Genomic DNA, 25,572 nt, shown 5'->3' on the forward strand with positions numbered 1-25,572 from the left:
GTTAATTTATTTAGCTACCACCCTGCAAATCTCCGGCCAAAATGACATTTCGATGATTATTATTTTAAAAACTGTAGTTCAATAAATATTGGAAGAGGCGGAGCCCAAAGTCTTGTTTGCCGGATTCAAAGGGATATTTGGTTTGCTGAAATAAATCCATCTGCAACAGCCAGAAGAACCTGAAATTTATGTCCGGGAGCCAACATTACAGCATTAGAAGGCTTAAAACATGAGCTTGCGCTAACTACCTTATCTCAAATCAGTTCTAAGGAACGATAAACAGATAAGTCCTCGCCAAAGGGCCTTGCTGTATTCCACCAGCTAACCGTTCTACCCTTTCTTCTCCCCTCCTGGTATGCACCACCCGGCTGCTCACTCAGGAATGAAAATAAAAAGAGATTATGCTCAGGGAAAGCAATTTCCTCATCCTTGATACAAGGGATTTCATTTAATTGCTTGCTGATGTACATGACCAATTGTGTCGGGTTTGAAGCAAAAAGGGGCATGCCTTGAAAATGCAGCTGTTTCGCCCTATCGTCAGCGAAAACCTCCACCAATTGATTGGCTTTATATTCCAGCGATATTCCAGAGTCCATGAACACCTTCGAAAAATCATCCCGGCTATCTCCGATAACCTGCATTGCTTCAAGTACATTATTTAAATCGTCCTGAGTGAAGAATTCTTTGAACAGATTATAGGTATCATATAGTTCCTGTTTCTGCTGCTGAAAATTTTCGTTTCTTTCTGCCGTGATCGAACCAAGTTCATCGTGATATGTCTGTAGCACTGATTTATCCGTCAAAAAACGTATCGGCCCCAAGCCTTTCAGCGGCAATAGTTCCCAAAATGGAGAATGTTGGTTAACGTTACTCATACCACAAAACTAAATATTATTTGAAAGAAACGATAGGCACTAATGGCTTATTGCTTCCCTGCCCGAGTTTGTAGATAATTAAAAATCGTCCGCAATGTGCAATTAATTGGTTTGTTCAATCAACAATTTTATAACCTTTTCAACGCATCTTCGTTACCCAGTTTGGTATCTGATTTTTGAATTTTTGATTTACCGAATTTATAGGTGAAACCTACAAAAACACGTTTGCTATCGTTACTAACCCGCTCTGCAGAATTAAAAGTGCCATAATTACGTTCGATCAGGTAATCGTTCCGCTTAAAAACAATTTCATTTCCACCCAACCGGAGTTGCCCTTTACCTTCCCAAAGGTTGAGTAAAAACGACGCATCGATATTTTTATAACCACTATTTTTCGAAAGATCCTGCACATAGCTGGTCCAGTAATAAGCATCTATCTGTAGTTTCAGGCTCTTCGAAATTTTAAAAACCTGCGAACTTTTAAAATCAGAATGAAAAGCAGCCAGCTTGTAGTGGGTGCCTAAAACCGGTCCGTTGGCTGTGTTATAACCAATCGGTGTACCGCTATTGAGGGTTTCCCACCAATCGTTTATCTTAACTGGGTAAAACAAATAAAGCGAAACGTCTGATGCCCGGCTAAGATTCTGGCGCGTAAAATAAGTTACTTTTGTAGTAAGATCCTGTTTGTAAGGGAACAGGCCGATAGTACCCTTTGTATGGGTATAACTTAATGAAAGGTTAAGCTTGTGGATATTCGCACTTAAAGTATAGGTATCATTAAACTGTGGCGTGAGCGATGGGTTGCCCTGTTCAATGGTATACCGGTTAAGCAGTACCGTATAGGGTACAAGTTCATAATAAGGTGCGCGGTTAATGGTTGGCTTATATGAAATGGAAATATTGTTATCCTGGTTAAAATTATGCTGATAAAGAAATGTCGGAAAGAAATTGCTGTAATCTTGTTTGAAGTTACCCACAAAATCAGCCCGGGTATTTTCAATCCTTAAACCCATTTGTACCTTATCTTTCTTCCAGTCTTTGCTTAATATTCCGTAAACGGAAGCAATTGATTCCTTTAAATTGCTCTGATTGGAAAATATGGGGTTGGATTCGAACTGTCCGTTGCGGTTGTCCTGATAATCTACACTCGTATTGGAATTGGTGTACTGAAATTTAAAACCGGCTTCGAGCTTCCATTGCTTTTTAAACTGATGGATATAATCAGTCTGTGCGATGTAAACATCAATAGCGGCCTTGTTCCTGTTTTGGTAGTGAGTGGGAATTCTGATGATATTGCCTGCTCCATCATAAAGCACGGAAGGAAAATCCTGGAAGAGGTTACGTTGCCATGGGGTAAATGTAGCCAGTACCAGGAGTTCATTTCTTCCTGAATCGGACAGAAGATGATAGTTAAAGTTATAGGTATAAGAGCTGGCGCGTTGGTTGAAGGTAGCATCAGTATACGATACCGAATCGATGGGGGTGTTTTTGCGACCAAAGGCATTCGTTGTTGCCCATGGGCCTTTAAAATAAAAGATACCACCATTTGCAAGAAGCCCGATGCTCTGGTTTTTATCCAGTTGCAGTTCCGCACTTGCCTGGAAATTATAGAGGTTGTTATCCGTTATCCGGGACCAGTTGTTGGTTAAATAGTATAACGGATCGGTAGGATCCTGAAACCTTTCCGAACTTATACTGAAAATGTCGGTTCCCTTGGTAACACCGCCACTTGCATAAAGTGTTAGGTTTTTGCGTTTGTAAGTGGCCGAAGTGTTCAGATTAGCGGAAGCATATTTTCCGGTTGATCCATCAGTGCGGACATCGCCCGTAAAACCTTCAATCTGACTTTTTTTGGTGATAATATTAATCACAGCGCCAAAAGCAGCATCATATTTAGCCGAAGGTTGTGTAATTAATTCGATTTTAAGGATATTTCCTGCCGGCATGGTTTGCAGGATATTTTCCAACGCCGCATCGGGAACGGGTTTGCCGTCGATTAAAATCATGGTCCTTTTTCCCTGCAAACTCACTGTGTTATCTGCTGAGATCCGCACAAAAGGTGCCGATTTTAATACCTGGAGCGAATTGCCCACCGCCATGGCACTGTTGTCTACATTAAAAATCAGCCTGTCGCTTTTGGCTTCAACCAGGGGTTTGCTGGCTGTAATTTTAACTTCTTTTAAATTTTCGCCTGATGATTGAATCGAAATAGGGGCAATGTTTACCGGTGCATTACCGCCAACCGTAAAAGGCCTGGTGGTATAGGGGCTATAGCCCATAGGCGAAACCCTGATTTTATAAATGCCCGGTTTAACTGATGGAAAGGTGAATTTCCCATCAGGATCCGTTAACGAGTTGATCACAAAAGATGAATCGGCGGCTACGAGCAGGGTTACGGTGGTATACACCAATGGCTTGGCATGTTCATCCAGCAACCGGCCGCTTACCTGGTCTTTTGCGACAGAATCTGCAATGCCAGGGTTAACGTTTTGCTTTACCGCTGCTGCGGTATTGGAAACTGCCGGGAAAATGGAGTAGTTTTTATCATCCACCTTATACCATGACAAATTAAGTGGTAAAATAACAGCATCTAAAATCTGTTTTAAAGGTTTGCCCGAAAAATTATTGGCCTGATAAAGCAACTGTTTCTGCTTAAGCTGACTTTCTTCGTATAAAAAATTGACTTTAAATGCTACGCTCAATTTAGCGAGTACCTGTGTTAAAGCTTGTGTTTCTTCTTGTTTTACCTGCTGGCCAAAAGTAAATGGCTTAAAAAACAGGACGCACACCAAGGCAATAAAGCTGACTTTTAAGTTCTTTTTCATGATCTATGCCTTATTTAGATGTAACAATCAGTTCGTGTGTAGCTGCTTTCGGGGCAATATTGATGTTCAGGGTAACGCCAATGGCTTTAAACAACACATCCCGGTCCTTTGCGCTTAAAGCACCTGATAATCTCTTTTCCAGAATCTTCGGATCGTCTACCACAACCTTATAGCCATAAATATCTTCGAAATAATCGAATATTTTACCCACCGGAACATTGCGGAAGTACAATTTTCCATCTTTCCAGGAAGCATATTCGGCGACATTAATTGATTTTTTAAGTAGTTTACCGTTTGCATATTCAGCGATATCGCCAGGCGCTAAAATAAGCGGGTTGGTTTCACCGGTTTTTAAATTCAGACTGATTTTACCTTCTAAAAGGGCAATTTCAGTACGGCCTCTTCTGTCGTTTACGTTAAAGGAAGTTCCCAAAACTTCTACATTAACTGCTCCGGTATGTACAATGAAACGTTCGTGGTTTTGTATTTCACCAGTTTTATGGAGGTGATTTACTTTTAAAAAGGCTTCGCCCGAGATCCAAACCTCACGGATTTCATTCTTATTCCAGTTTTTATCATATTTAATCTGCGAGTTGGCGTTCAGGGTTACCATTGAACCATCAGGTAAAGTGATATTTCTCAATTGCCCATAAGGCGTTTCGATGTTTACTTTTTGGTTAACCGAATATAATACGCCGATGCAGAACAGGATACCAGCCACAACCGCTGCCGCGGCATACCGGTACCAAATTGGGGAGATTTTAACTGTTTTTTTAACCGAAACGGTTTTGGCAGCAATGTTTTGCCAAAGTTGTTTTTGCTCAGTTGTATCAAGGGCATCGGTTTCGAACCGTATCGATAACACGATTGCTCTTGCATCTGCAATTATCGGATCCAGGATGGGATAAGTATTCCGGACATCCTGCCAGAATAGTTCCGCTGTTTTATCAGGCTGAAGTACCCAGAGGATAAAGGTCTCATCATTGATCAGGTCTGCTAAAGTATAAGCTTTGTAATCGCTTAGCTGTTTCTTCATTGTTCTTGATTTTGATCCTATTAGCAGCAACAGCGTTTTTTTACCCCATCAAAATAGATGAAAAATCTTAATTTGTTTTATTTACCTGATTATCAGTTTAGTAATTTTAAATGAAGCAGTGCGTAAAGCAATAATAAATCATCTTTAGAAAGGTTATTCCTCAGGTAATCTAAAGAACGGGCCATGATTTTATAACCCGCCTTTACCGTAATCCCCATCACTTCGGCAATTTCTTCGTAACTCAATTGCTCATGAAATTTAAGGAAGATGGCTTCTCTTTGCCGTGCCGTAAGTTTAGCCAGGGCATTTTGAAGCTGCCCGCTCACCTGCAGCTGCCTTTCATTAGCGATGATGGTTTCCTCTATATTTAAAACCGCAAAGAACTGATAGTTTTCTGTTTCCTCGTAAGTTTCATTTTTGCTTAGCTGAAAGGTCTTTTTAAAAATGGCATGCCTGAAAGATTTGTAGAGGTAATTTTTAATATGTGCGGGATTTCCGACAGACTTTCTTCTCGTCCACAGCCCTACAAAAAGATCCTGTATACATTCTTTGATAAGGTCTTTATCTTTGGTAAACTTCGATCCATAATTATACAAACCTGCCGAATAGGTTTTGTAGAGGGATTCGAAAGCCGACTCATTACCATTTTTGAAATTTTTCCAGTTTAGGGATTCGTTGTTCGGATTATGGTTGTTGTGAATTTGCAAAATATCGGTCTGAATAAATTTAAGTTCCGGGAATGAACAAGTTTCGTCTGCCTCACACAAATTAAGACAGCCAAACATAAGTAAATTCTTTTAAACGTATATTCTGGTTAAATAATCATAGTTAGATTTATTAACTTTTTTTTATAGCAATCTGCTCCCTACCCAATAAACCGTGGTCAATCGCTCCCTTCTCGCGGAAAATATTTTTCTTGTAACACGCTATTTACTAATGAACTTGCAGATAATTAAAAATTAATACACGGGCTCAAATTAATTGGTTTGTACACTTATGGAATGAAATCAAATAACAGAATAGTCGATAAATTAAAATTTTCAAGCCAAAAGTTAGAAACATCTTTTCGTGACTTTGGTTTGTTATAACCTCAGGCAGATAAACAAAAAGATCATCCTACAGTAGCTGGTTTTGGAACTTTAGCATTAAATTAGCCTATCATTTGGACGCAGCACTAAGTGTATAAATACTATAATAGTCAATCATTCTAAATACATCGATTCAATAAATCATGGAGATCAAAAATTTAAAGATCATGGTTGGCAAGGAGGTAATTGAAAATCACGGCACCTTACAATTACAACAACTCAAAGGAAATAACTTTTCTTATCAGTTGCCGCTAAAATCAAATGATCCTTTTTTAGCTGATCAAAATCATTTGGCTGGAAAGCACATCTACATCTGGATTACATCCATTGACGGTCAAAAAAACTTCCTGATCGGCATGGTTCGCCAAATTACAACTGTCCGGCATTCTTACGATTCAGGAGAAATTATATTAAGCGGTGAAGTTAAAAAACTGATTTACGTTTTATCTCTGCTCACCAATTATCGGCTAACCTTGACTTTAGCTATAGTAATACCCTTTGTTTTTTTATCAGTACTAACTTCTCTGTTTATTGATCAAAAACATAACCTGGTTGAAAAGACCGGCACGGTAACAGCATTTTCCAAACGGAGCGGCGGTGCACGTTCGCCCTCCAAATATAAATTTCAATTGCAGGAATTTAAAGCGCACTTTGAGCGCCCTTATGAGGGCTTAATCCGTTTTACCGCACTAAACATTGAGGATGAAATTTATACGAAACCTTCGCAAGATTACCCGTACAATTTGAAGCAGGTGCTTAAGCCTGAAGATCAAAGAAAATTTTCCTGGTATATGGAAAATCATGATTTGCACAAATTAAATACAGCGGGTGTTACCTTACCTTACGTATACCTGCATGCCGTTAATGAGAAAAGCGATGCGCTTTTTCTTCATGATCTCTACAATTACGTTTTCGATAAATATAATATAATGGACTATTTATTTCTATCTTATTTCTCTACCACAGCCTTTTTAATGGTGGGTGTTGCTATAAAGAGAGGTAAAAATCTGTTTTGGAAAGTCTATTACGGTTTTATTTTGATCACCTTTTTTATATTATTTATCATTTAGACAACCTGAAACGCCAATATTAATTTACGCTAATATTTAATCACAATGATGTATGGCACCTGATGCCACTGATAAAACAAAGCGGGCACGGCTTGTCTGATACAAGCAACTTGACGCTTATACCTGCCAGGATTTAGAAGCGGACAGCTCACTGCGTCGCTTAGCCTGACTCCATCGTTCCACCAATGTTTGGTACACAGCCTTAAGCTCGTCAACGTCATTGGGAATGAATGGCAAAAAAATCACCTGATTAGCTACTGTTGTGATTCGGATCATATCACCATTCCAAAAATTTTTCTCAATTACAATCGCATCCATTTCATTGTAATTCAGTGAAACAATCTTTTTTATGAAATACATCGAAACAATAGAAGCACCCCGCCCGCGACCAACTCTACTCACATCGACAGGCATATATTCAATACCGGTAATATCAAACCTCAATTGCACGACTTCATTTCTCCTCATCCATAAGCGGATGCCCTTATAAAGAACAAACCAAAAAAAAGGAAGAGAAATCAATAGTGGGTAAATTTCAGGGTTGGTCCATTTGAATACCTGCAAAAAACCAACAAAAAACATGGCAACCACCATACCAGGAATTAAGACCATCATCCCGCTAAAAAGAATGACCTTTTCAGGTGAGATCAAAATATCAAGTGACTGCTCATTATCATAATCGTAAACTGGTAAATTGCTCCGGTCTTCTCCGAATAATTTGTAGAAAATAAAGATGAGTATGATACTGAAAATAACATAAAAGGCAATCTGCAGTTCAACAAAATCCGAACCGATCAGGTTTGGTATAAAAGTAAAACCGATTGCACCTAAACAAAATGCGGCAACAATTTTTATAAGGCGAATTATATTCATACTTTAATTCAAGCACATGTAATTTGCAGGGTTAGTTATTTTTGATTTCGGTTTCATCCACATTCTTTTTTCATTACCTCTCTCCCTTTTTAATTCCTGATTTTTGATACGAAGAGGCTTCATATTTACACCCAATTTCCTAAGTATCCATAATAATACTTGAATACCGATAAAAGAAGCTACAATAATCCATAATATCCCTCCAAACCCGCTTGAAAATTTCGTCTTAATTTCAACCAGTTCTGTGCGTTTCACTTTAATCATATGATCCGTATCAACGAGATTACGAATGTCGTCTGTACGAATTTGCGGGGCAAACAGGGCGGCAACTGTAGACTGATCATGAATACGGTAAATGGCCTGAGGGATTAGTTGAGAATAACCAAGCTGATCAAAGTAATAATAAGTGTTTTCATTTTTCCATACGGAGCCATAACTGCCGCCAACCATGCCTATTTTTTGCCAGCTTCCTTTAGTGGGTTCATCCAACCTGTAAATATGGGTTGACTCGGATTTAAGTCCCGGACTTTTATTCCTTCCCCAGACCTGACTGACCTCAGTGTAAAGAATTTGATGACCATCTGAGAAAATCAGCGGTGCAATTTCTTTGAAATTGCCTTTATTGAAGGGATTGTCCCTGATTCTCAAAACTTTCTTTTCTTTCTTATCAAAGTAAAAAATCCCATCCTTGCTTAGGAATAAAGAATGATAAACATGTGCCCCGTTTAGAGACAATACCCGATAAGGGCTGTGCTGCTTGTCGAAGGCTATATCATTAACATAGACCATACCTTGTTTGGGATCTATAAGATAATCCTCCTGGTTTTGAGCGTCAATAACTATGGCATGTAAATCAGGATGGTCTTGAAGTGGCAATCGGGTATTTTTGTAATACACATATTGGCCATCTGCCAGGTAGTTTTGATTTTCACGAATATCTCCATCATTGTACCATTCTGAGATTTGTCTGAGGCCCGTAGCGTGTGCCTGAGGAAGAATTTTACCCTCGTAGTAAGCTAAGTTTCCGTTAGTCGCAACTTCCGTTTTCAAAATGGCACGATAAGGAACTGAACTGGTTTTAAGTGTTGAGAGCGGGTAAATATAGGTCTGGGGCTTGTCTCCTATCCCAAGTCCATATAAACTCATCTGACCTAATTCTGAGAAAATTGATAAATCCTCATTTCTCACACTCATTGAAGCACAGTAACAGGTTTGCTTTCCATCGGTAAAGTAATCATTGCCGATCGCTCTGGCTGTAGCCGGATTGAAATCTTTAACAATCAGGTTGCCGCAGTATGCATGATTTTTATCTATAGCAAAATGTTGATTTTGATGGCTGTCGTCAACCAGTCTGAAACTATTGGCATCAGCCTCCTTAACTAAATAGTCTCCATTACTGGGCACAGATGCATATACCTGTTTCTGATACAGGGTAAATACCCCACCTATTTTCTGTCCTTTATTATATATTACATTACTATCCGGCCCCCTGGTTTCTGAAAAAAGAATAAATATCGAAAATGTTATGATAAAAATTAATAAAACAATGAATGCCGTTTTCCCGACACGCTTATTAATACTTAGGTTCATTTTTTAGGTTATGGAGTAAGAGACGAAAAAATAGGACATTTCTTAAAAACTGTGTTTTATGCCAATCAACAAGTTATTGTCAGGTACAACAACAGAATTGATAGAATGTTTAAGCTGTGCAATTAAGAATTAATAGCAGTTGGAGCATTTAAATATCCACATAAAAATAAACCCAAAAATTTGGCGTAATTCCTATCTTTTAACCTTAACAATATAATTAGCGAATTATTCTTCCAAATTACCTGTCTTTTTTCATTTCCTATTGGTATTCAGGCCTTATTTAGTGCCAATTTCTACCTTCCCCCCATTTTCAAACAGATCATGAGAAATAAAATAACCCTGGTTTATTTTTCCATCTACTTTAATCTCCGTAATGCCCCTTCCCTTACCAGGCTTGCTGATGGTTAATACTTTACCACTACTGGTTTTCCATTTTACCTCGTCAAAAAGTGGCGCAGTAACGACGTAAGTTGGATCGGTTGCCGAGAATGGATATAATCCCAACGAAGAAAACACATACCAGGCAGACATTTCGCCGGCGTCATCCATTCCTGAAAGTGCCAAACCATCGCTTCCTATGCCATATAGTTCATTTAAGATCTTATCAATAATTTCTTGTGATTTTTCTGGCTTGCCAATAAAAGTGTAAGCAAAAGGAGCTTCATGATCTGGCTGGTTGCCATGACAGTACTGACCAATCATGGTTTCGACATTACGGGCAATATATTTTGGGTTCCAGGGTACAGTAAATAAGGAATCCAGTTTGGATTCGAATCCTTTTGCACCACCATATAACTCAATTAAACCTTTCATATCATGGGGAGCATAAAACGAAACCTGCCAGGCATTGGCTTCTCTGTACATATACTCGTAATAAGGATATTGCGGATTAAAAGGTTTAATCCAATCGCCATTCTCTAATCTACCCCTCATAAACCGCGTAGCCGGATCGAACATATTTTTATAATTTTTCGATCGGCTCATCAGGACATGATAATTACTGCTGTCGCCTAATTTTTTAGCGATTTGGGCGAGCGAATAATCATCATAGGCATATTCCAGCGTTTTAGAAACCCCTGCCCTGGCTTTGGTTTCTACATGTGGATTTTTAAAATCAGGGTCTGAAATATAGCCTTTCTCAATATATTCTTTCACGAAAGGGCGGGCACCACCATCCACATTGGCATTACGCAACAAAATCTGGTAGATCCCTTTGATATCGAAATCATCTATTCCCCTTAAATACGCTCCCGCAATAGAAGAGGCACCATGGTCTCCATGAAAAAAAGTCGGAATAAAACCCGTTTTATCGCCAACATCTTTCATGGACTTAATCACATCCAGTGTTACTTTAGGCGTAACTAAGCCTAAAAGCACATCTTTATTGCGGTAGGTATCCCAAAGCGATGGTTCAGTATAATAATTGAAATTTCCTTTTACCACATTGCGTTTTGCATCCCTGAACTCACCATTAACATCACTCCTTAAAGCCGGCCATAAAAAAGACCTGTACAAGCAAGAATATAACATTTGTTTTTGTTTCTCAGTTCCACCTTTAACCTGAATGTTTGATAAAAGCGCCTCCCATTTCTCTGTAGCCTCGCGGCGGATCTGCGTAAATGTTTTATTGCCGATTTCTTTTGCCAGATTTTCTTTAGCATTGGCTATACTCACAAATGATAAGCCGATCTTAAGTTCTACGGGGCCTTTATTTCCATCTGCAAGATGAAGAATGGCATAACCTGAGCGTTTGCCGGCATCGGTAATATCAAGTTTATCTATCTTTCCGTTCACCACTGCATAAAAATATACGTTTTCGCCCCCCTGAAAACCTTGTATGGCCGATGGACCATCTTGTGCGATATTCCAGGTATTAACGCTGCTATTGGCTTTACCCATACTCAATAGGATTTGTTTATCAGCATTGTTTTTGTAGGTATATTCGTGAAAACCACATCTTAAGGTAGAAGTAAGCCTGACGTTTACCTGGTAATCATCCAAATAAACCTGATAAAACCCTGGCGCCGCACTTTCCTTTTTGTGCGAAAACTTTGATCCGTATTTACCTTTTGGGTTTGATAGCGGTAAAACAGGAATATTACACAAGTTCCAGTGCCCTTTATTGGTGTGTGCAAAACCATAAATGGTATCATCTTCGTACTCATAGCCGGCGCCAGAGCCAAATTCAGTAATTGGACTTAATTGTACCATCGCATTAGGCAACGAGCTGCCCGGAAAAGTTAAACCTGCCCACGATCGCCAGCCCTCCGGCAACTCATATCCCAAAATTTTAGGATCGGTTAAAGGCGCAGTGCCAATAAATGTATTTACGTATGGTGTTAATTTGGTTTGTGCATCAGATTGGTGCAGGCTCACAACAACTACCATTAAGAGAATCGTTAGGGATTTGGTTAGCAATTTCATTTACATAAAACGTTTTAGTGTTATATCAAATATATAAAATCTATTAGCCCTATCAATAAAATATCAGAATAGTTACCATTCACATATTCCATCAGAAATTCGTCATTGCGAGGAGGCACGACGAAGCAATCTTACAACGGTCGCTACTTGCACTCGCATTAGGATTGCCCCTTACCTTGCAATGACGTTTATTTAGACAATGATATTCAGTATTATTTTTTTGACCATATAAGACATTTAAGAGCCATATAAGCTTACGTGTTCTTATATTTCTTATGGTGTGAAAGCCTAAAGGATTATTTAATGTACTAGATATTCTTACTATCTAAGGTGGTTAATTAAACAGCATAGTCTTTAATTTTTACGACCACCACAAACATCTTAGCTCTCTTGAGTTTTACAGGATGTAAAATCTTAAACTTAATAATTTAGAAAGCGCATATAGGACGTCATTCCTATTTTTTTCAGGCCAATTGACCTGATGGTTACTCGCAAATAAGACTTCTTGCAGTCTTTCAAATGTTTTAAAAATCGACTATCAATGATCTCAGCTTTTATGAAGAAAATTCAAACCCAAAATGTTAAGATCTGGAGATCTTATAGCAAATCTAATGCTTAAATAGTTGAATAATTTGCCAAATATCTGGATGCTTTATTGCCTGACTTTACGTGCCCCCTATTCTATTTTATATATCTTTGATTTACACACTAATCAAATAACCAACATGCTTTTAAATTACAGGCAACATATGGTTTGCGCCGTATTATCGTGCTTACTACTCCTCTGCTTTACTAACAGGCTATTGGCCCAAAAAAAAGAAAATCCTGCTCTTACAATGTGGGATAATAAACCAGCACAAAAATGGATGACAGAGACCTATCCCATTGGCAACGGCCGCATTGGCGGGATGATTTTTGGCGGTGTTGATCAGGAACACATTCAGTTTAACGATAATACATTGTGGACCGGTGATGAAAATGACCGGGGCACGTATCAGGCCTTTGGCGATCTGTTTATCGATTTCAATAATAAAGACCAGCCATTTACCAATTACAGCCGTAAACTGGATATTGATCATGCAGTACATACCATTAATTACACACAAAACGGCACCCAATTTAAACGTGAGTATTTTTGCAGCTTTCCGGATAAAGTGATGGTACTGCGTTTTACCGCTAACCAGAAAAATGCTTACTCGGCCATCATTAGCTTAAAAGATGCGCATGACGGTACGATAACGGCCAGCGGAAATACGATTCAGCTTACGGGTAAACTACCAAACGGCATGACTTACCAGGCTACAGCATTAGTTAAAGTAGAAAATGGGAAGCTTGAGTCTATTAAAAATGGTGACAGCGAAAAATTAAAAATAACAGATGCAGATGCGGTTACCTTAATTTTTACTGCGGCTACCAATTACATCAACAAACGTGAGCAAAACTGGAAAGGTGAAGAACCTGCGCCTAAAATTGATCGCGTTTTAAATGCGGTTAAAGGCAAAAGTTACAATAAACTTTTAAAAAATCATATCCAGGATTACGGCTATTTATACAACCGCCTTGCTATAAACCTTGGAACGAGTAATGCCGATGCCCAAAATTTGCCTACTTATCAGCGGCTGATCAATTATAAAAAGGTAGCCGACCCTGCACTCGAAGCTTTAATTTTCCAATATGGCCGATATCTGTTAATCAGTTCGTCAAGGCCGGGTGGTTTGCCGGCCAATTTGCAAGGTCTATGGAACGAAAGTAATAACCCGCCATGGGGCAGCGATTACCACTCGAACATCAACATCCAGATGAATTATTGGCTGTCTGAGCCGACCAATCTTTCCGAGTGCCAGATTCCATACCTGGATTATATTAATAGCATGCGGGAGGTTAGTGCTATAGCCACCCGCAAGCAATATCCCAATACCAGAGGCTGGACGGTAAAAACAGAGAACAATATTTTTGGTGGCATGAGTTTTCTATGGAACACTCCTGGAAGTGCCTGGTATGCACAAGCACTGTGGGAGCATTATGCTTTTACAAAAGACAAAAATTATTTACAAAATTTTGCTTACCCGATTATAAAAGAAATCGCTGAGTTTTGGGACGATCATTTAAAAAGAAGACCTGATGGAACATTGGTATCGCCAATGGGCTGGTCGCCTGAACATGGCCCAACGGAAGATGGTGTAACACACGATCAACAGATTGTGTACGATTTATTCACCAACTATATCGAAGCAGCCGAAATATTAGGTATTGATGCTGATTACAAAACACATATTGCAGACCTCAAAGCACATTTATTAAAACCTAAAATCGGAAAATGGGGTCAGCTGCAGGAATGGGAAACCGACCGTGATGACCCCAAAGACCAACACAGACACATTTCACATCTCTTTGGTTTACATCCAGGGAGAGAGATCAGTACCATTAAAACGCCGGAACTCGCAAAAGCTGCAAGAGTAACATTAACTGCCCGGGGGGATGAATCAACAGGCTGGTCGATGGCCTGGAAAATGAATTTCTGGGCACGTTTACAGGATGGAAACCATGCTTATAAAATCTTACAAAACTTTATCACACCTGTTGGTGGTTCAGGTACTGATTATAACAAAGGCGGTGGCATTTATACCAATCTATTCTGCGCACATCCACCCTTTCAAATTGACGGAAACTTTGGCTATACTGCAGGTATTTCGGAAATGTTGCTGCAAAGCCAGGCTGGCGAATTACAGTTTTTACCCGCTTTGCCTGATCAATGGACAAAAGGAAGTATTCAGGGTTTAAGGGCACGTGGTAATTTCGAAATTACCGATCTGCAATGGAAGGATGGTAAAATTGTGAAGTTATCCATCAAATCCTTATCGGGAGAAGATTGTATCGTGAGATCCCCCAATGCATTAAAACATGAAATTAAGACCATTGATGAGCAAACATCAGGAAAGGACTTTAAATACAGTTTTAAAACGCAGGTTGGGAAAGTGTATCGTTTTGAAGGATAGTCTAGTCGTCATTGCGAGTAACCATCAGGTCAGTAGCCTGAAAAAAACAGGAATGACGTCATTTACGCGCTTTCTAATGTATTAGGTTTAAGATTTTGCATCCTGCAAAACTCATTGAGCTAAGATGGCTAAGGTGGTCGTAAAAATTAAAGACTATGCAGTTTAATTAACCACCTTAGACACCTAAGAACATCTAATTCATTAAGTAATTCACACCATATAAGCTTATATGGCCCTTAAATGTCTTATATGGTAAAAATAACCCTAAATATCAGTTGTTTAAATAAACGTCATTATAACAAGGCTTTTCAGCCGACGAGGCAATGACGACCGTACTTATGGATTCTGTCTATGGTAGCTGAACCAGGATTTTTAGCAGTTTTAAATACGAATAGATTTTTCCCTTTATACGCTATCCAATAACTATCGAATGATGAATAAGAGGAGTTAACAAACCTGCTTAAGCTTCTTAACAATAATGTGGTTATCTTCCAATTGAAAAAGAAACATTAAAAACTCATCCGTTTCACTGATTTCAACACTTTTAACGGCGCCAGATTGGCTCTTTCCATCTGTTATAACCTCTCCGACCTTAATTTCTAAAAGTGTTGATGTTGGCAAACTATCGTTAACTGTGATCATTTTGTGAAGGTAAGCGCAACGTAAAACAGGTTTGTTCAGGCGTTGAAGATACATCAAGGGTACCATCATGCGCATTGGCGATTTCTGAGGCAATGTAAAGACCTAAACCCAGGCCTTTCTGATTGGGTTCTACCTCACCTCTGGAAAACGGCTGAAATAGGCGCTCCATAGCAGCGGCGGGTATTTGTTTGCCCTTATTCGCTACGCAAAGATTAAACTCTTCGGTATTGCTAAATGCGGTAATTTCAACGGTAGAATCTGATGGCGAATAATTTAACGCATTAGCCAATAAATTAGAAAAAAGCTGAGCCAGTCGTTTCCCGTCTGCATGAACAGGATGATCAAAATTAAAATTTAACTTAATAGCTCTTGATGGCCAAATGGCCTGTAACTCTTCTACCACCTGAAGCAGCAACTTTTCTAAATCTTCGTCTGGTGTTTTAGTAATCGTAATGCCTTCGCCTAATCGTCCGCTCGCAAAATCGAGCATGTTCTCGATCAAACCATTCATCCTAAAAGAAGAATCCCTGATAATTTTAGTGATACGGCCAGTGCGTTCATCTACATTCAAACGTGATAAAAGCTGTGCACTGTTTGAAATTGCATTTAGTGGATTTCGTAAATCGTGACCTAAAATAGCAATAAACTGATCCCTTAAAACAGCTATTTCTTGTTCCTTTTTTAATTCTCTCTCTGTTTTAGCAAGTTCTTCCAGTGCGTCTAAATGAAAGGCAATTAAATCAGCAAACATGGTAAACATACCTGTAACCGTTGGATTTTTCAGTTTAGCAGGTTTAGGATCAATGGCACAAAGTGTACCGAAAAAATCACCATTTTTTAGCTTAATGGGTACAGAAATGTAACTTTGAAAACCATACATTAACGGCGTATGGTGATGTGCAAAATCAGGATCTTCTGCCACATGGTCAATGATAACAGCCTGTTTATGCTGCCTGATCTCGTTACAGATGGTCGTTTCCAGTTTAAGTTCACCTCCCACAGCTAACCCGAAATTTATTTCATCACGAACAGCACAAACAGTCCATGTATCTGATGTAACCCTGGCCACTGCCGAAAAGCCCATTCCTGTGGTTCTACAAACAATTTCTAAAATATGTGCAACTGCAGGAATCTTGCTTATGGATTCGATATCGTTAAGGATGGTTTTACTAGAATTTTGCAATACTATAAGGCTATAATTTTCAAGCAATTTACAAATATTTACATGATGCAAAAAACAGTAAATGGTGTTTTAACACAGCTTTTACATAGATTGATCGCTTTATTCCTAATTTGCGTAGAAAGTCCCGGATTAACATCAAATTTTAAAGATAAAACAAAACCGTATTGATTAGAATTGAACAGAATATAAAAATCAGTCAATAACACCAATCAATACGGTAGGGTATGTTAAGCTTTTAATAAAGCTGGTTTCTCATGATAAGTTTTCCAAAGCAGTTCACCAAATAAGGTGTTAGACCAGGCAAACCAGGCCCTGGTAAAGTTTGCAGGATTGTCTTTATTAAAAGCTTCATGCATGAAACCTTTGCCAGCATGCGTTTTACGCAAAGTATCTATACAATATTTAATCTCTGCATCATCTTTCGATGTTAAGGCGCGCATGGTAATGCTCATTGGCCAGATCATGTCCTGACCAACATGCGGACCACCAATGCCTTCTCCAGCAGTACCTTTAAAGAAGTAAGGATTATCTTTTGAAAGTGCAAATTTCCTGGTGTTTTGATAAATCGGATCTTCAATTTTCATGGCACCCAGATAAGGTAAACCCAATAAACTTGGTACGTTCGAATCGTCCATTAAATACGAACTGCCAAAACCATCAACTTCGAAGGCATAAATTTTGCCGTATTTCGGGTGATTTACAACAGCATGTTTTTGAAGTGCAGCGTTTACCTCATCAGCAAGATTTAACAAGTTACTTTCTAATGTTTTATCGCTGTTTAGGGCCTTTATCATTTCTGCTGCCTGCTTTAAGCTTGATACGGCAAAGAAATTAGAAGGAATCAGGAAAGGAAAAATGGTGGCATCATCACTCGGACGAAATGCAGAACAGATCAATCCAACCGGATTTACCGGAAAACCATAACCCGCCATCGGTAACGAATCGGTAGGTTTTGTGGTTTCCCTTTGGAAATGGTACGGGCCTTTATCTGTTTTGCGCTGTTGCTCTTTAAAAGTTTTTAAAGTGGCTTCAATTCCTTTTTTCCAGTCGGCATCAAATGGTGTTTTATCACCTGTTTTTTTCCAGTAATGATAAGCCAAACGGATAGGATAACACAACGAGTCGATTTCCCACTTGCGTTCATGTACACCCGGCTGCATAGCGGTTTCATCAGTTTTCCACTCACCTACTTTATTGGCATCGCCATAAAAAGCATTAGCATAAGGATCTTTTAAAATGCATTTGGTTTGGTGGATAATTACACCGGCAATCAGTTTTTTTAGCGGCTCGTCTTCATTTACAAATTGAAGGTAAGGCCAAACCTGGGCAGAACTATCACGTAGCCACATGGCATCAATGTCACCTGTAATTACATAAGTATCTGGTCTGCCATTTTTTTCTGAATGATAAACCGTCGTATCTAACGTATTTGGGAAACAGTTTTCGAACAGCCAGGCCAATTCAGGATTTTTAACATTTGCCTGGAAAGTTTTAATGGCAGTATCTACAGCTTTACTTTGAAAATGTCGTTTTGCGGCAGCTACACGTACCACAGGAAATTCTGGTGCAAGATCGGCAGCAAAAGAAAATTTCGATGCAACAACTCCTGCCCCTAACAAGCCTGTGTTTTGTATAAATGTTCTTCTTTTCATTATGATGTATTATGATATTTTGGTTTAATTTTTATGGAACGGAACGCATTCTATTATCAATCATATAAATGATAATGATAGCACATTATTCGGTTAGTCCTTAACAAATATTATGATAATTTTTCGAACATCAAAATCATGATGACCAATTAAACCATTCCTAAATCGATTTTCTTGTACAGTATATTGAAATAGATTCAGATCAGATTCTGATGTCCTAAGGTAATCAAGTATATCTGTAAAAATAATTCTGAATGCTTATATTTAAACATCCAAACCTATTGTTATGAATGCGGATCACATGACCCTATCAAAGCGAATTTTATCCATCGATATATTACGTGGGTTAGTGATGATTATTATGGCGCTTGATCATACGAGAGATTTCTTTCATATCGGTGCCATGACAGGCGATCCGCTAAATCCTGAAACCACTACCGGGATGTTATTTTTTACCCGCTGGATTACCCATTTCTGTGCACCAACCTTTGTTTTTTTGTCTGGATTATCCGCTTATTTATCTGCACAGAATAAAACACCAGCACAGGCAAGTTCTTTTTTGTTAAAAAGAGGTTTATGGTTAATTGTAATCGAAATCGCATTAATTACACTCGGTTTAACCTTTAATCCATTTTACAATTTCATCATCCTTCAGGTGATATGGGCAATTGGCTTTAGCATGATTTTTTTGGCACTATTCAGCCGAATTTCTTATAAAACTGTGCTTATAATTGGTTTAATATTGGTTTTCGGGCATAACCTTTTCGATTTATTCCCTGCGCCTACAGACACAAACGGTGGCATGATCTTAAAAATATTTTTCACGGCGTCGGGAACTATTTTGCCGGTTTCAAGTACTCATCTTGTTGGTGTATTTTATGCCATCCTGCCTTGGACAGGTGTGATGTTTGTGGGTTATGGAGTTGGTGCATGTTATAAAAAAGGCTACGCTGCCGAGCGCAGAAAGCGCAATTTATTAATTGTGGGTTTGCTCACTATATTTGTGTTTATCTCTTTGAGATTGATCAATATATATGGCGATCCTGCTCCGCGAAAAGAATATCACGACTTTTTTAAGAATTTGCTTGCTTTTTTTAATGTAAGCAAATATCCACCATCGTTACAGTATACCGCCATGACTTTAGGTCCGGCCATGTTATTTTTGGCTTTCACTGAAAACCTGAATAATTGGTTTACCAGGATAACTGCTGTGTATGGCGCTGTACCTTTCTTTTATTATGTACTGCACTTTTATCTGCTTCATACCCTACTTGTAATTGTATTTTTTGCCACAGGGTACACAGGTAAGGATATTGTACAAATTCCGTTCTGGTTTAGACCGGCTACATTTGGTTTTGGTTTGCCAATAGTCTATTCAATATGGTTTTGTGCAGTAGCAGCCTTGTATTTACCATGCAGATGGTTTAAACGATACAAAGAAAACCACAAACAGTGGTGGTTAAGGTATGTTTAAACAAAGAAAGTGTATCATAAAGTCGATTTCACATTAGATAATAAAGTTTGTTTTAATAACAGATTGTCATTCTGAGCAAAGCGAAGAATCTTTCTTGTAGTATCACAAATCACTGGTTAGTGCTCATCTGTTAAAGATTCTTCATTGCATTCAGAATGACAGTAAGAATTAATTTACCGATCCCGATTTAACCAATACCTTCTGATAAGCTGGAAGAGTTATATCATCAACAACTATTCCCCTGGTAGTACTGGCATGCACAAAAAAACCATTATTGAGGTAAACCCCAACATGATCTACATCATTGCCGCCAAAAGAGAAAAATACGAGATCTCCTTCCTTTAAACTATCAATGTTTTTACGTTTTACCACATTGGCCTGCTCACGCGAAATACGGGGAAGTGTAACCCCATATATTTCTTTCTCCAGTAAAAAAGCAAAACCAGAACAATCAACACCATTTTTATCCAATCCGCCAAATCGGTACCTCACCCCTGTCCAATCGGTGATGAAACGATAAAGCGGTTTGCTTTGTAAATTTGCCATTGCATCTGCCGCTTTCGAAGCTTTTGTATCACTTTTGACCGTATATTTTCTTGTTCCGCAAGACGAAAGAAAAAATATGATTGCTATTAAAAATAATATATTCCTTTTCAGGTGGAAGTTAAAAGGTATAAGGTTCAAGGTAAGCTGCATAAATAATATATTAATGTATTAGAGATTAAAGATGTTTTGTCCTTAAACCTTACACCCCAAACCTCTAACCTTTCCTAATTTTTTATTAACCGCTGTATTTCGTCTAATTTTAACAGCGCCTCAACAGGTGTTAACGCGTTTACATCCAAATTATTGAGTGTATCGCGGATTTTCACCAAAACAGGATCATCAATCGCGAACATCTGTAATTGGTAAGCCTGGTTCTGTACTTTTTTAATGCTGTCTTTGATGCTTTGTCCTTCTGTACGGTCTATTTCCAGTTTTTTCAGGATCTCATTGGCCCGACCGATTAGTTTTGTTGGCATGCCGGCCATTTTTGCTACATGTATCCCAAAACTATGTTCACTGCCACCAGGAATCAGTTTCCTTAAAAAGATCACCTTATTGGTCATTTCTTTTACCGATACATTAAAGTTTTTAATGCGCGGCATGGTGTTGGCCAGTTCGTTAAGCTCATGGTAGTGTGTAGCGAATAAGGTTTTTGGTCGCGCTGTTGGGTGCTGATGCAAAAACTCAGCAATTGCCCAGGCAATTGAAATACCATCATAGGTACTCGTTCCGCGGCCAATTTCATCGAGTAAGATTAAACTATCATCCGAAATATTGTTCAGGATACTGGCCGTTTCATTCATTTCGACCATGAATGTACTTTCCCCTGATGAAATATTATCAGATGCCCCTACACGGGTAAAAATCTTATCTACAATACCCACTTCTGCATCCTTGGCAGGAACGAAGGAACCCATTTGCGCCATCAGTACAATCAGCGCAGTTTGCCTTAAAATGGCCGACTTACCCGCCATGTTGGGACCAGTAATCATAATAATCTGCTGACTCTCAGTATCGAGGTATACATCATTCGTAATGTATTCCTGCCCCACTGGCAGTTGTTTTTCAATTACCGGGTGGCGCCCGCCTTTAATATCAAGCACCTTATTCTCGGTAACTTTGGGTTTGTTATAGTGGTTTTTAACAGCCAGCTGTGCGAAACACAATAAACAATCGAGCTGTGCAATTAAAAATGAATCAAGCTGGATCGGTTTAATGTAACTGGCTGTTTCATACATCAGTTCATTATACAATCTAATTTCAATAGCCTGTATCTTTTCTTCCGCACCTAAAATCTGATCCTCGTATTCTTTAAGCTCCGGTGTAATGTAACGCTCCGCATTTACCAGCGTTTGTTTACGGATCCAGCCCTCCGGCACTTTATCTTTATGGGTATGGGTAACTTCTAAATAGTAACCAAAAACATTATTAAAGGCAATTTTTAAGGATGGAATTCCTGTTGCCTCTGCTTCGCGTTTCTGGATCTGCACCAGGTAATCTTTACCACCAAAGGCAATTTTACGCAAGCGGTCTAAATCTTCGTCTATTCCATCGGCAATTACATTCCCCTTAATCAGCAAAGCTGGTGGCTCGGGCTGCAATTCCCTTTCAATCCTATCGCGGATAGCCAAACATGGATTTAACTGATCTGCTATTTTAATCAGGAAAGGATTTTTAGAATCGGCAGCCAGTTTTTTAACTGCTTCGATATGGTAAAGCGCACGTTTTAAGGCAACCAGTTCTCTTGGACCAACACGTTGCAGGCCCACTTTAGAAATGAGTCGTTCTAAATCACCAATCTGTTTAATGTTGTTTAAAAATTCGCCTTGTAGTTCCTCATGTTTTACAAAATACTCCACCATTCCAAGTCGTTCCTGGATTGGTTTCAATTCTTTTAATGGCATAATGATCCACTTCTGCAACAAACGCGCACCCATTGGGGTACAGGTATGATCCAGAATATCGAACAAGGTTACCGCATTATCATTTGGTGAATTCACTAATTCGAGATTGCGAATGGTGAAACGGTCTAACCACATATAGCGGTCTTCCTCAATACGGCCTATCGAACTGATATGTTGTAAATTCCGGTGTTCAGTTTCGCCCAGATAGTGTAAAATTACACCAGCTGCTACAATTCCGCTCTGCAAACGCTCCACCCCAAAACCTTTTAAAGATGAAACCTCAAAGTGTTTCATCAGGGTTTCGTTTCCAAAATCAGTAGTAAACGGCCATTCATCTAAACCAAAAGTGTAAAAACGGTCGCCGAAGTTTTCGGTAAACACCTGTCTTTTAGATTTCTGAAAAATAACCTCTGTCGGCTTAAAGCCTTGTAAAAGTTTATCAATATAATCGCTATTGCCCTGTGCAATTAAAAATTCACCTGTTGAAATATCTAAAAATGAAACGCCCAGTTGTGTTTTATCAAAGAAAACGCAGGCAAGGAAATTATTCGATTTTTGGTTTACAATATTATCACCATAAGCTACTCCAGGGGTAACCAACTCGGTTACACCACGTTTAACAATGGTTTTTGTGGTTTTAGGGTCCTCGAGTTGATCGCATATGGCTACACGCTGACCAGCTCTAACCAGTTTAGAAAGGTAATTATCTAACGAGTGGTGCGGAAAACCAGCCAGTTCCAATGCACCGCCATTTGGGCCAGTGCCTCTTCTGGTGAGTACTATACCTAAAATCTGTGCCGTTTTAATGGCATCTTCGCCAAAGGTTTCATAAAAATCGCCAACCCTAAATAGTAAAAGTGCACCCGGATACTTCGCTTTAATTGCGTTGTACTGCTGCATTAACGGGGTTTCTTTATTCGTGTCTTTAGCCAAAACTGAAATTAATTTACAAAAGCCATAAAGATAACACGAATAAGCATTTTACAACTGTTTTGTTGAAAAGTTAAAAAAAAATTGGTTGTTTAACCGGTTAATCGTAGGATTTTACAGTTAACCAATTTATAAATGTTATAACCCAGTTATATATTATTTTACTTCCATCAACAATTGACCAATTTACAGTTAACCATGATTTGGAAATGAAGGGTTCTGCGCATTTCGGGTTATACAGTCCTGTTATCCGCTTTAATCGTTACACTCGTGTTCGCTTCTACCAGGTTTAGATACAATGGTCCGTTATAAGCCAATTGTAAAATCAACACTAATTAAAAACGTTTCTTATAGTTGTGTGTTACGTTTGTATAATTTAACCTAATATTTTAATTATGACGATCCAACTGAATACCGACAAAAATTTAACCATACACCAGGAATACGACGAAAAAATCCAAACCCAGTTAAATGAAGGTTTGAGCAGATACAGCGATTTAATTACGCGCTTAGAAGTTCATCTATCTGATGAAAACGGCAGTAAAGATGGTTTAGACGATAAAAGATGTTTGTTGGAGGCCAGAATAACCGGAAAAGAACCTTTAGCCGTTACCAATATGGGCAATACCTACGATTTAGCCATTACAGGCGCTTTAACCAAGCTGAAAAGCGCGCTTGAAAAAGTGGCTGGAAAAATGAAAAGTCACTAAATTTCTTCATCGTGAACGTCATTCCCGCGTAGGCGGTAATCTTAAAGCACGAATAGTAAATGCATTATGATTCCCAATTCAAGTTGGGAATCATGCTTTTTAAAGCCTGATTTACAACTCGGCAATATAGTCAATCTTCCTTTCGAGATAAATGAAACGCAGTCGAGAAATCTATTACAGATCTCTCCATTTCGCTATGCTACATCCGATAGCTATTGGATCGAGACGATTCCATTTATATAGTTACTTTTTCCAATTCTTCAATATATCCTAGAAACAGATTGAGCGCTTTCTTTCTTTCATCGGTAACCTCAAATTGAAGTTTATGGTAAAGGTAATCTTCCAGATCGAAATTCAATACCTCCGGTAACTCTTGCAAAACTTCTTTTCTATGATCAAGGCCAAATTTTAAAGCGGCATTAAATTGATCTTTAAAGTCCTGCGAAATTTCTTTGTTGGCCACCCAGGCTGCATACATAAAGGGTAAACCGGTAAAGTTTTTCCACTCCTCACCCATATCATAAGCGTAAGCGAAATCTTCTTTTTTACCAAATGTCCTGTCTCCTATTAAAACAAAGGCATCTGTTTTTGCAGTTGGATCAGTCGTAAATTCCACTTCTTTTTTCCAGTAGAATTTCAGTAAAACTTTGGCTAAATTGTTTGATGTACGGGAATGGGCATCCAGCCTTACTGTTTTAATTTCCTGGGCAGGAACTTCACTAAAAATGAATACCGAATTTACACCACCATCACTTCCGATACAATAATCGGCTACAATATTGGCATTTGGAACCAGGGGAATAGCTGCTACAGGCATTAAGCCAATATCAGCCTGACCGTTAATTACTTTAGCTGCACAATCAGAAGGGATATCTAAACTTAAATCAATTTTATTTATGATGTCAGAATGTTCTAGTCCGTATATAAAAGCTTTAGTGTTGGTGTAAGCAACAGCCGATATTTTAATCTTATTCAAAGTATTATGTTTTGCGCTTCGCGTTTGGCGTTAAGCGAATATTCAATTACTAAACTGTCTTACGCCATGGTTCGTGTCCTCACGAACTATGGCTTATTTAATTTCGAGGAGACACGAACCGGGGCCGTTTATTCCCCGATTACTAAACTATCTAAATGAACGGCACTATTAAATTCGAGTACGGTAAATTTTCCATCTTCAAAACCCATTTTATAAAGTACGGTGTTCTGGTGTGGGAATTCGGTCATCAGGCTTAATGGTTTGTCTAATAATAAGCAAAGAAAAACACGCATTGCTCTACCATGCATGCAAAGTAAAACTGTTTTTTCTTCAGGTCTGGTCATTAAAACTTCCATTGGTTGTTTCAAACGCTCGTAAACATCCTGCACGCTTTCGCCCCCTTCAAAATGAGCCGTATAATCTCCATCTTCCCAGCTTTGCAACATCTCACGGAAAGCCTCACGCGCATCTTCAGTATTTGGTTTTCCTTCCCAAACACCCCATGCCAACTCATCTAATCCCGAAAGCTTTTCCCAGGGTAATTTAGCATCAATAAACTTCTGAACAGTTTGCCAGGTACGTTTTAAATCAGAAGTGTAAATCTTATCAAAAGGAATATCCTTATATTTTTGATAAAAAGCCTCTGCCTGTGCCCTTCCTAAATCATTTAAGTCAGAATTTACACCTCTGCCCTGTACTATGCCTTGTCTGTTCAATTCCGTTTCGCCGTGGCGTATGATGTATATTTCTTTCATCTAATTAATTATTGAATGAGAGA

Annotated in this window: 18 protein-coding genes; 4 read left to right on the forward strand and 14 right to left on the reverse strand. The window is 38.8% G+C overall.

Annotated features, from left to right (window positions below):
• Positions 1-254: 254 nt before the first annotated feature.
• From KYH19_RS11380 to KYH19_RS11395, 4 genes are all read right to left on the reverse strand, one after another.
• On the reverse strand, positions 255-875 hold the full coding sequence (locus tag KYH19_RS11380; protein WP_219078793.1) for a hypothetical protein: 621 nt from the start codon (positions 873-875) through the stop codon (positions 255-257).
• 128 nt (positions 876-1,003) lie between these two features.
• Entirely contained in the window at positions 1,004-3,700 is a 2,697-nt protein-coding gene (locus KYH19_RS11385) for an outer membrane beta-barrel family protein (RefSeq protein WP_219078794.1), read from the reverse strand.
• 10 nt (positions 3,701-3,710) lie between these two features.
• Positions 3,711-4,736 carry a FecR family protein gene (locus tag KYH19_RS11390; RefSeq protein WP_219078795.1) on the reverse strand — a complete coding sequence of 342 codons (1,026 nt, stop codon included), beginning with the start codon at positions 4,734-4,736 and terminating at the stop codon, positions 3,711-3,713.
• Between the two features lie 92 nt (positions 4,737-4,828).
• A complete protein-coding gene (locus KYH19_RS11395; RefSeq protein WP_219078796.1) occupies positions 4,829-5,521 on the reverse strand; it encodes an RNA polymerase sigma factor in 693 nt (230 codons plus the stop codon).
• Between the two features lie 446 nt (positions 5,522-5,967).
• On the opposite strand from KYH19_RS11395, the gene KYH19_RS11400 reads away from it, so the two are divergent.
• Positions 5,968-6,894, forward strand: coding sequence for a hypothetical protein (locus tag KYH19_RS11400; protein WP_219078797.1), 927 nt, complete (start codon positions 5,968-5,970; stop codon positions 6,892-6,894).
• A 117-nt stretch (positions 6,895-7,011) separates the two neighbouring features.
• On the opposite strand, the gene KYH19_RS11405 is transcribed toward KYH19_RS11400, so the two are convergent.
• The 3 genes from KYH19_RS11405 to KYH19_RS11415 form a co-directional block, all read right to left on the reverse strand.
• Entirely contained in the window at positions 7,012-7,767 is a 756-nt protein-coding gene (locus KYH19_RS11405) for a hypothetical protein (RefSeq protein ID WP_219078798.1), read from the reverse strand.
• 3 nt (positions 7,768-7,770) lie between these two features.
• Positions 7,771-9,357, reverse strand: a complete 1,587-nt coding sequence (locus KYH19_RS11410) for a DKNYY domain-containing protein (protein ID WP_219078799.1) — start codon at positions 9,355-9,357, stop codon at positions 7,771-7,773.
• A 276-nt stretch (positions 9,358-9,633) separates the two neighbouring features.
• Positions 9,634-11,781 carry a GH92 family glycosyl hydrolase gene (locus tag KYH19_RS11415; protein WP_219078800.1) on the reverse strand — a complete coding sequence of 716 codons (2,148 nt, stop codon included), beginning with the start codon at positions 11,779-11,781 and terminating at the stop codon, positions 9,634-9,636.
• Between the two features lie 836 nt (positions 11,782-12,617).
• Here KYH19_RS11415 and KYH19_RS11420 point away from each other — a divergent pair.
• Positions 12,618-14,777 (forward strand): glycoside hydrolase N-terminal domain-containing protein, encoded by a 2,160-nt coding sequence (locus tag KYH19_RS11420; RefSeq protein WP_219078801.1) that lies wholly within the window; start codon positions 12,618-12,620, stop codon positions 14,775-14,777.
• A 447-nt stretch (positions 14,778-15,224) separates the two neighbouring features.
• On the opposite strand, the gene KYH19_RS11425 is transcribed toward KYH19_RS11420, so the two are convergent.
• The 3 genes from KYH19_RS11425 to KYH19_RS11435 form a co-directional block, all read right to left on the reverse strand.
• Entirely contained in the window at positions 15,225-15,419 is a 195-nt protein-coding gene (locus KYH19_RS11425; protein ID WP_219078802.1) for a hypothetical protein, read from the reverse strand.
• The gene (locus KYH19_RS11430; RefSeq protein ID WP_219078803.1) at positions 15,406-16,602 is read right to left on the reverse strand and encodes a GAF domain-containing sensor histidine kinase; all 1,197 of its coding nucleotides are present in this window, start codon (positions 16,600-16,602) and stop codon (positions 15,406-15,408) included. The genes KYH19_RS11425 and KYH19_RS11430 overlap by 14 nt, the downstream gene beginning before the upstream one ends.
• A 227-nt stretch (positions 16,603-16,829) precedes the next feature.
• Positions 16,830-18,254, reverse strand: a complete 1,425-nt coding sequence (locus tag KYH19_RS11435; protein ID WP_219078804.1) for a glycoside hydrolase family 125 protein — start codon at positions 18,252-18,254, stop codon at positions 16,830-16,832.
• 286 nt (positions 18,255-18,540) lie between these two features.
• On the opposite strand from KYH19_RS11435, the gene KYH19_RS11440 reads away from it, so the two are divergent.
• Complete coding sequence (locus tag KYH19_RS11440; protein WP_219078805.1) at positions 18,541-19,728, forward strand: DUF1624 domain-containing protein; 1,188 nt, start codon at positions 18,541-18,543, stop codon at positions 19,726-19,728.
• Between the two features lie 168 nt (positions 19,729-19,896).
• Here KYH19_RS11440 and KYH19_RS11445 read toward each other — a convergent pair whose 3' ends face one another.
• Complete coding sequence (locus KYH19_RS11445; RefSeq protein WP_244095152.1) at positions 19,897-20,274, reverse strand: C40 family peptidase; 378 nt, start codon at positions 20,272-20,274, stop codon at positions 19,897-19,899.
• A 224-nt stretch (positions 20,275-20,498) separates the two neighbouring features.
• The gene (gene mutS / locus KYH19_RS11450; RefSeq protein WP_255562628.1) at positions 20,499-23,078 is read right to left on the reverse strand and encodes a DNA mismatch repair protein MutS; all 2,580 of its coding nucleotides are present in this window, start codon (positions 23,076-23,078) and stop codon (positions 20,499-20,501) included.
• A gap of 425 nt (positions 23,079-23,503) precedes the next feature.
• Between mutS and KYH19_RS11455 the strand changes: the two genes are divergently transcribed.
• Positions 23,504-23,818: an HPF/RaiA family ribosome-associated protein gene (locus KYH19_RS11455; RefSeq protein ID WP_121286459.1), complete on the forward strand. Its 315-nt coding sequence runs from the start codon at positions 23,504-23,506 to the stop codon at positions 23,816-23,818.
• Between the two features lie 235 nt (positions 23,819-24,053).
• Here the strand turns inward: KYH19_RS11455 and KYH19_RS11460 are convergent, their stop codons facing one another.
• Together KYH19_RS11460 and KYH19_RS11465 are read right to left on the reverse strand one after the other, a co-directional pair.
• Positions 24,054-24,794 (reverse strand): menaquinone biosynthetic enzyme MqnA/MqnD family protein, encoded by a 741-nt coding sequence (locus KYH19_RS11460; protein ID WP_219078806.1) that lies wholly within the window; start codon positions 24,792-24,794, stop codon positions 24,054-24,056.
• 128 nt (positions 24,795-24,922) lie between these two features.
• Positions 24,923-25,549: a histidine phosphatase family protein gene (locus KYH19_RS11465; RefSeq protein ID WP_219078807.1), complete on the reverse strand. Its 627-nt coding sequence runs from the start codon at positions 25,547-25,549 to the stop codon at positions 24,923-24,925.
• Between the last annotated feature and the right edge of the window lie 23 nt (positions 25,550-25,572).

It is taken from the genome of Pedobacter sp. D749 (genome assembly GCF_019317285.1).
GTDB lineage: Bacteria > Bacteroidota > Bacteroidia > Sphingobacteriales > Sphingobacteriaceae > Pedobacter.

Bases quoted from the DNA above. Each gene is read 5' to 3' on its own strand.
- KYH19_RS11380 (WP_219078793.1), bottom strand. From the start codon at position 875: ATGAGTAACGTTAACCAACATTCTCCATTTTGGGAACTATTGCCGCTG.
- KYH19_RS11385 (WP_219078794.1), bottom strand. From the start codon at position 3,700: ATGAAAAAGAACTTAAAAGTCAGCTTTATTGCCTTGGTGTGCGTCCTG.
- KYH19_RS11390 (WP_219078795.1), bottom strand. From the start codon at position 4,736: ATGAAGAAACAGCTAAGCGATTACAAAGCTTATACTTTAGCAGACCTG.
- KYH19_RS11395 (WP_219078796.1), bottom strand. From the start codon at position 5,521: ATGTTTGGCTGTCTTAATTTGTGTGAGGCAGACGAAACTTGTTCATTC.
- KYH19_RS11400 (WP_219078797.1), top strand. From the start codon at position 5,968: ATGGAGATCAAAAATTTAAAGATCATGGTTGGCAAGGAGGTAATTGAA.
- KYH19_RS11405 (WP_219078798.1), bottom strand. From the start codon at position 7,767: ATGAATATAATTCGCCTTATAAAAATTGTTGCCGCATTTTGTTTAGGT.
- KYH19_RS11410 (WP_219078799.1), bottom strand. From the start codon at position 9,357: ATGAACCTAAGTATTAATAAGCGTGTCGGGAAAACGGCATTCATTGTT.
- KYH19_RS11415 (WP_219078800.1), bottom strand. From the start codon at position 11,781: ATGAAATTGCTAACCAAATCCCTAACGATTCTCTTAATGGTAGTTGTT.
- KYH19_RS11420 (WP_219078801.1), top strand. From the start codon at position 12,618: ATGTGGGATAATAAACCAGCACAAAAATGGATGACAGAGACCTATCCC.
- KYH19_RS11425 (WP_219078802.1), bottom strand. From the start codon at position 15,419: ATGATCACAGTTAACGATAGTTTGCCAACATCAACACTTTTAGAAATT.
- KYH19_RS11435 (WP_219078804.1), bottom strand. From the start codon at position 18,254: ATGAAAAGAAGAACATTTATACAAAACACAGGCTTGTTAGGGGCAGGA.
- KYH19_RS11440 (WP_219078805.1), top strand. From the start codon at position 18,541: ATGAATGCGGATCACATGACCCTATCAAAGCGAATTTTATCCATCGAT.
- KYH19_RS11445 (WP_244095152.1), bottom strand. From the start codon at position 20,274: ATGGCAAATTTACAAAGCAAACCGCTTTATCGTTTCATCACCGATTGG.
- mutS (WP_255562628.1), bottom strand. From the start codon at position 23,078: ATGCAGCAGTACAACGCAATTAAAGCGAAGTATCCGGGTGCACTTTTA.
- KYH19_RS11455 (WP_121286459.1), top strand. From the start codon at position 23,504: ATGACGATCCAACTGAATACCGACAAAAATTTAACCATACACCAGGAA.
- KYH19_RS11465 (WP_219078807.1), bottom strand. From the start codon at position 25,549: ATGAAAGAAATATACATCATACGCCACGGCGAAACGGAATTGAACAGA.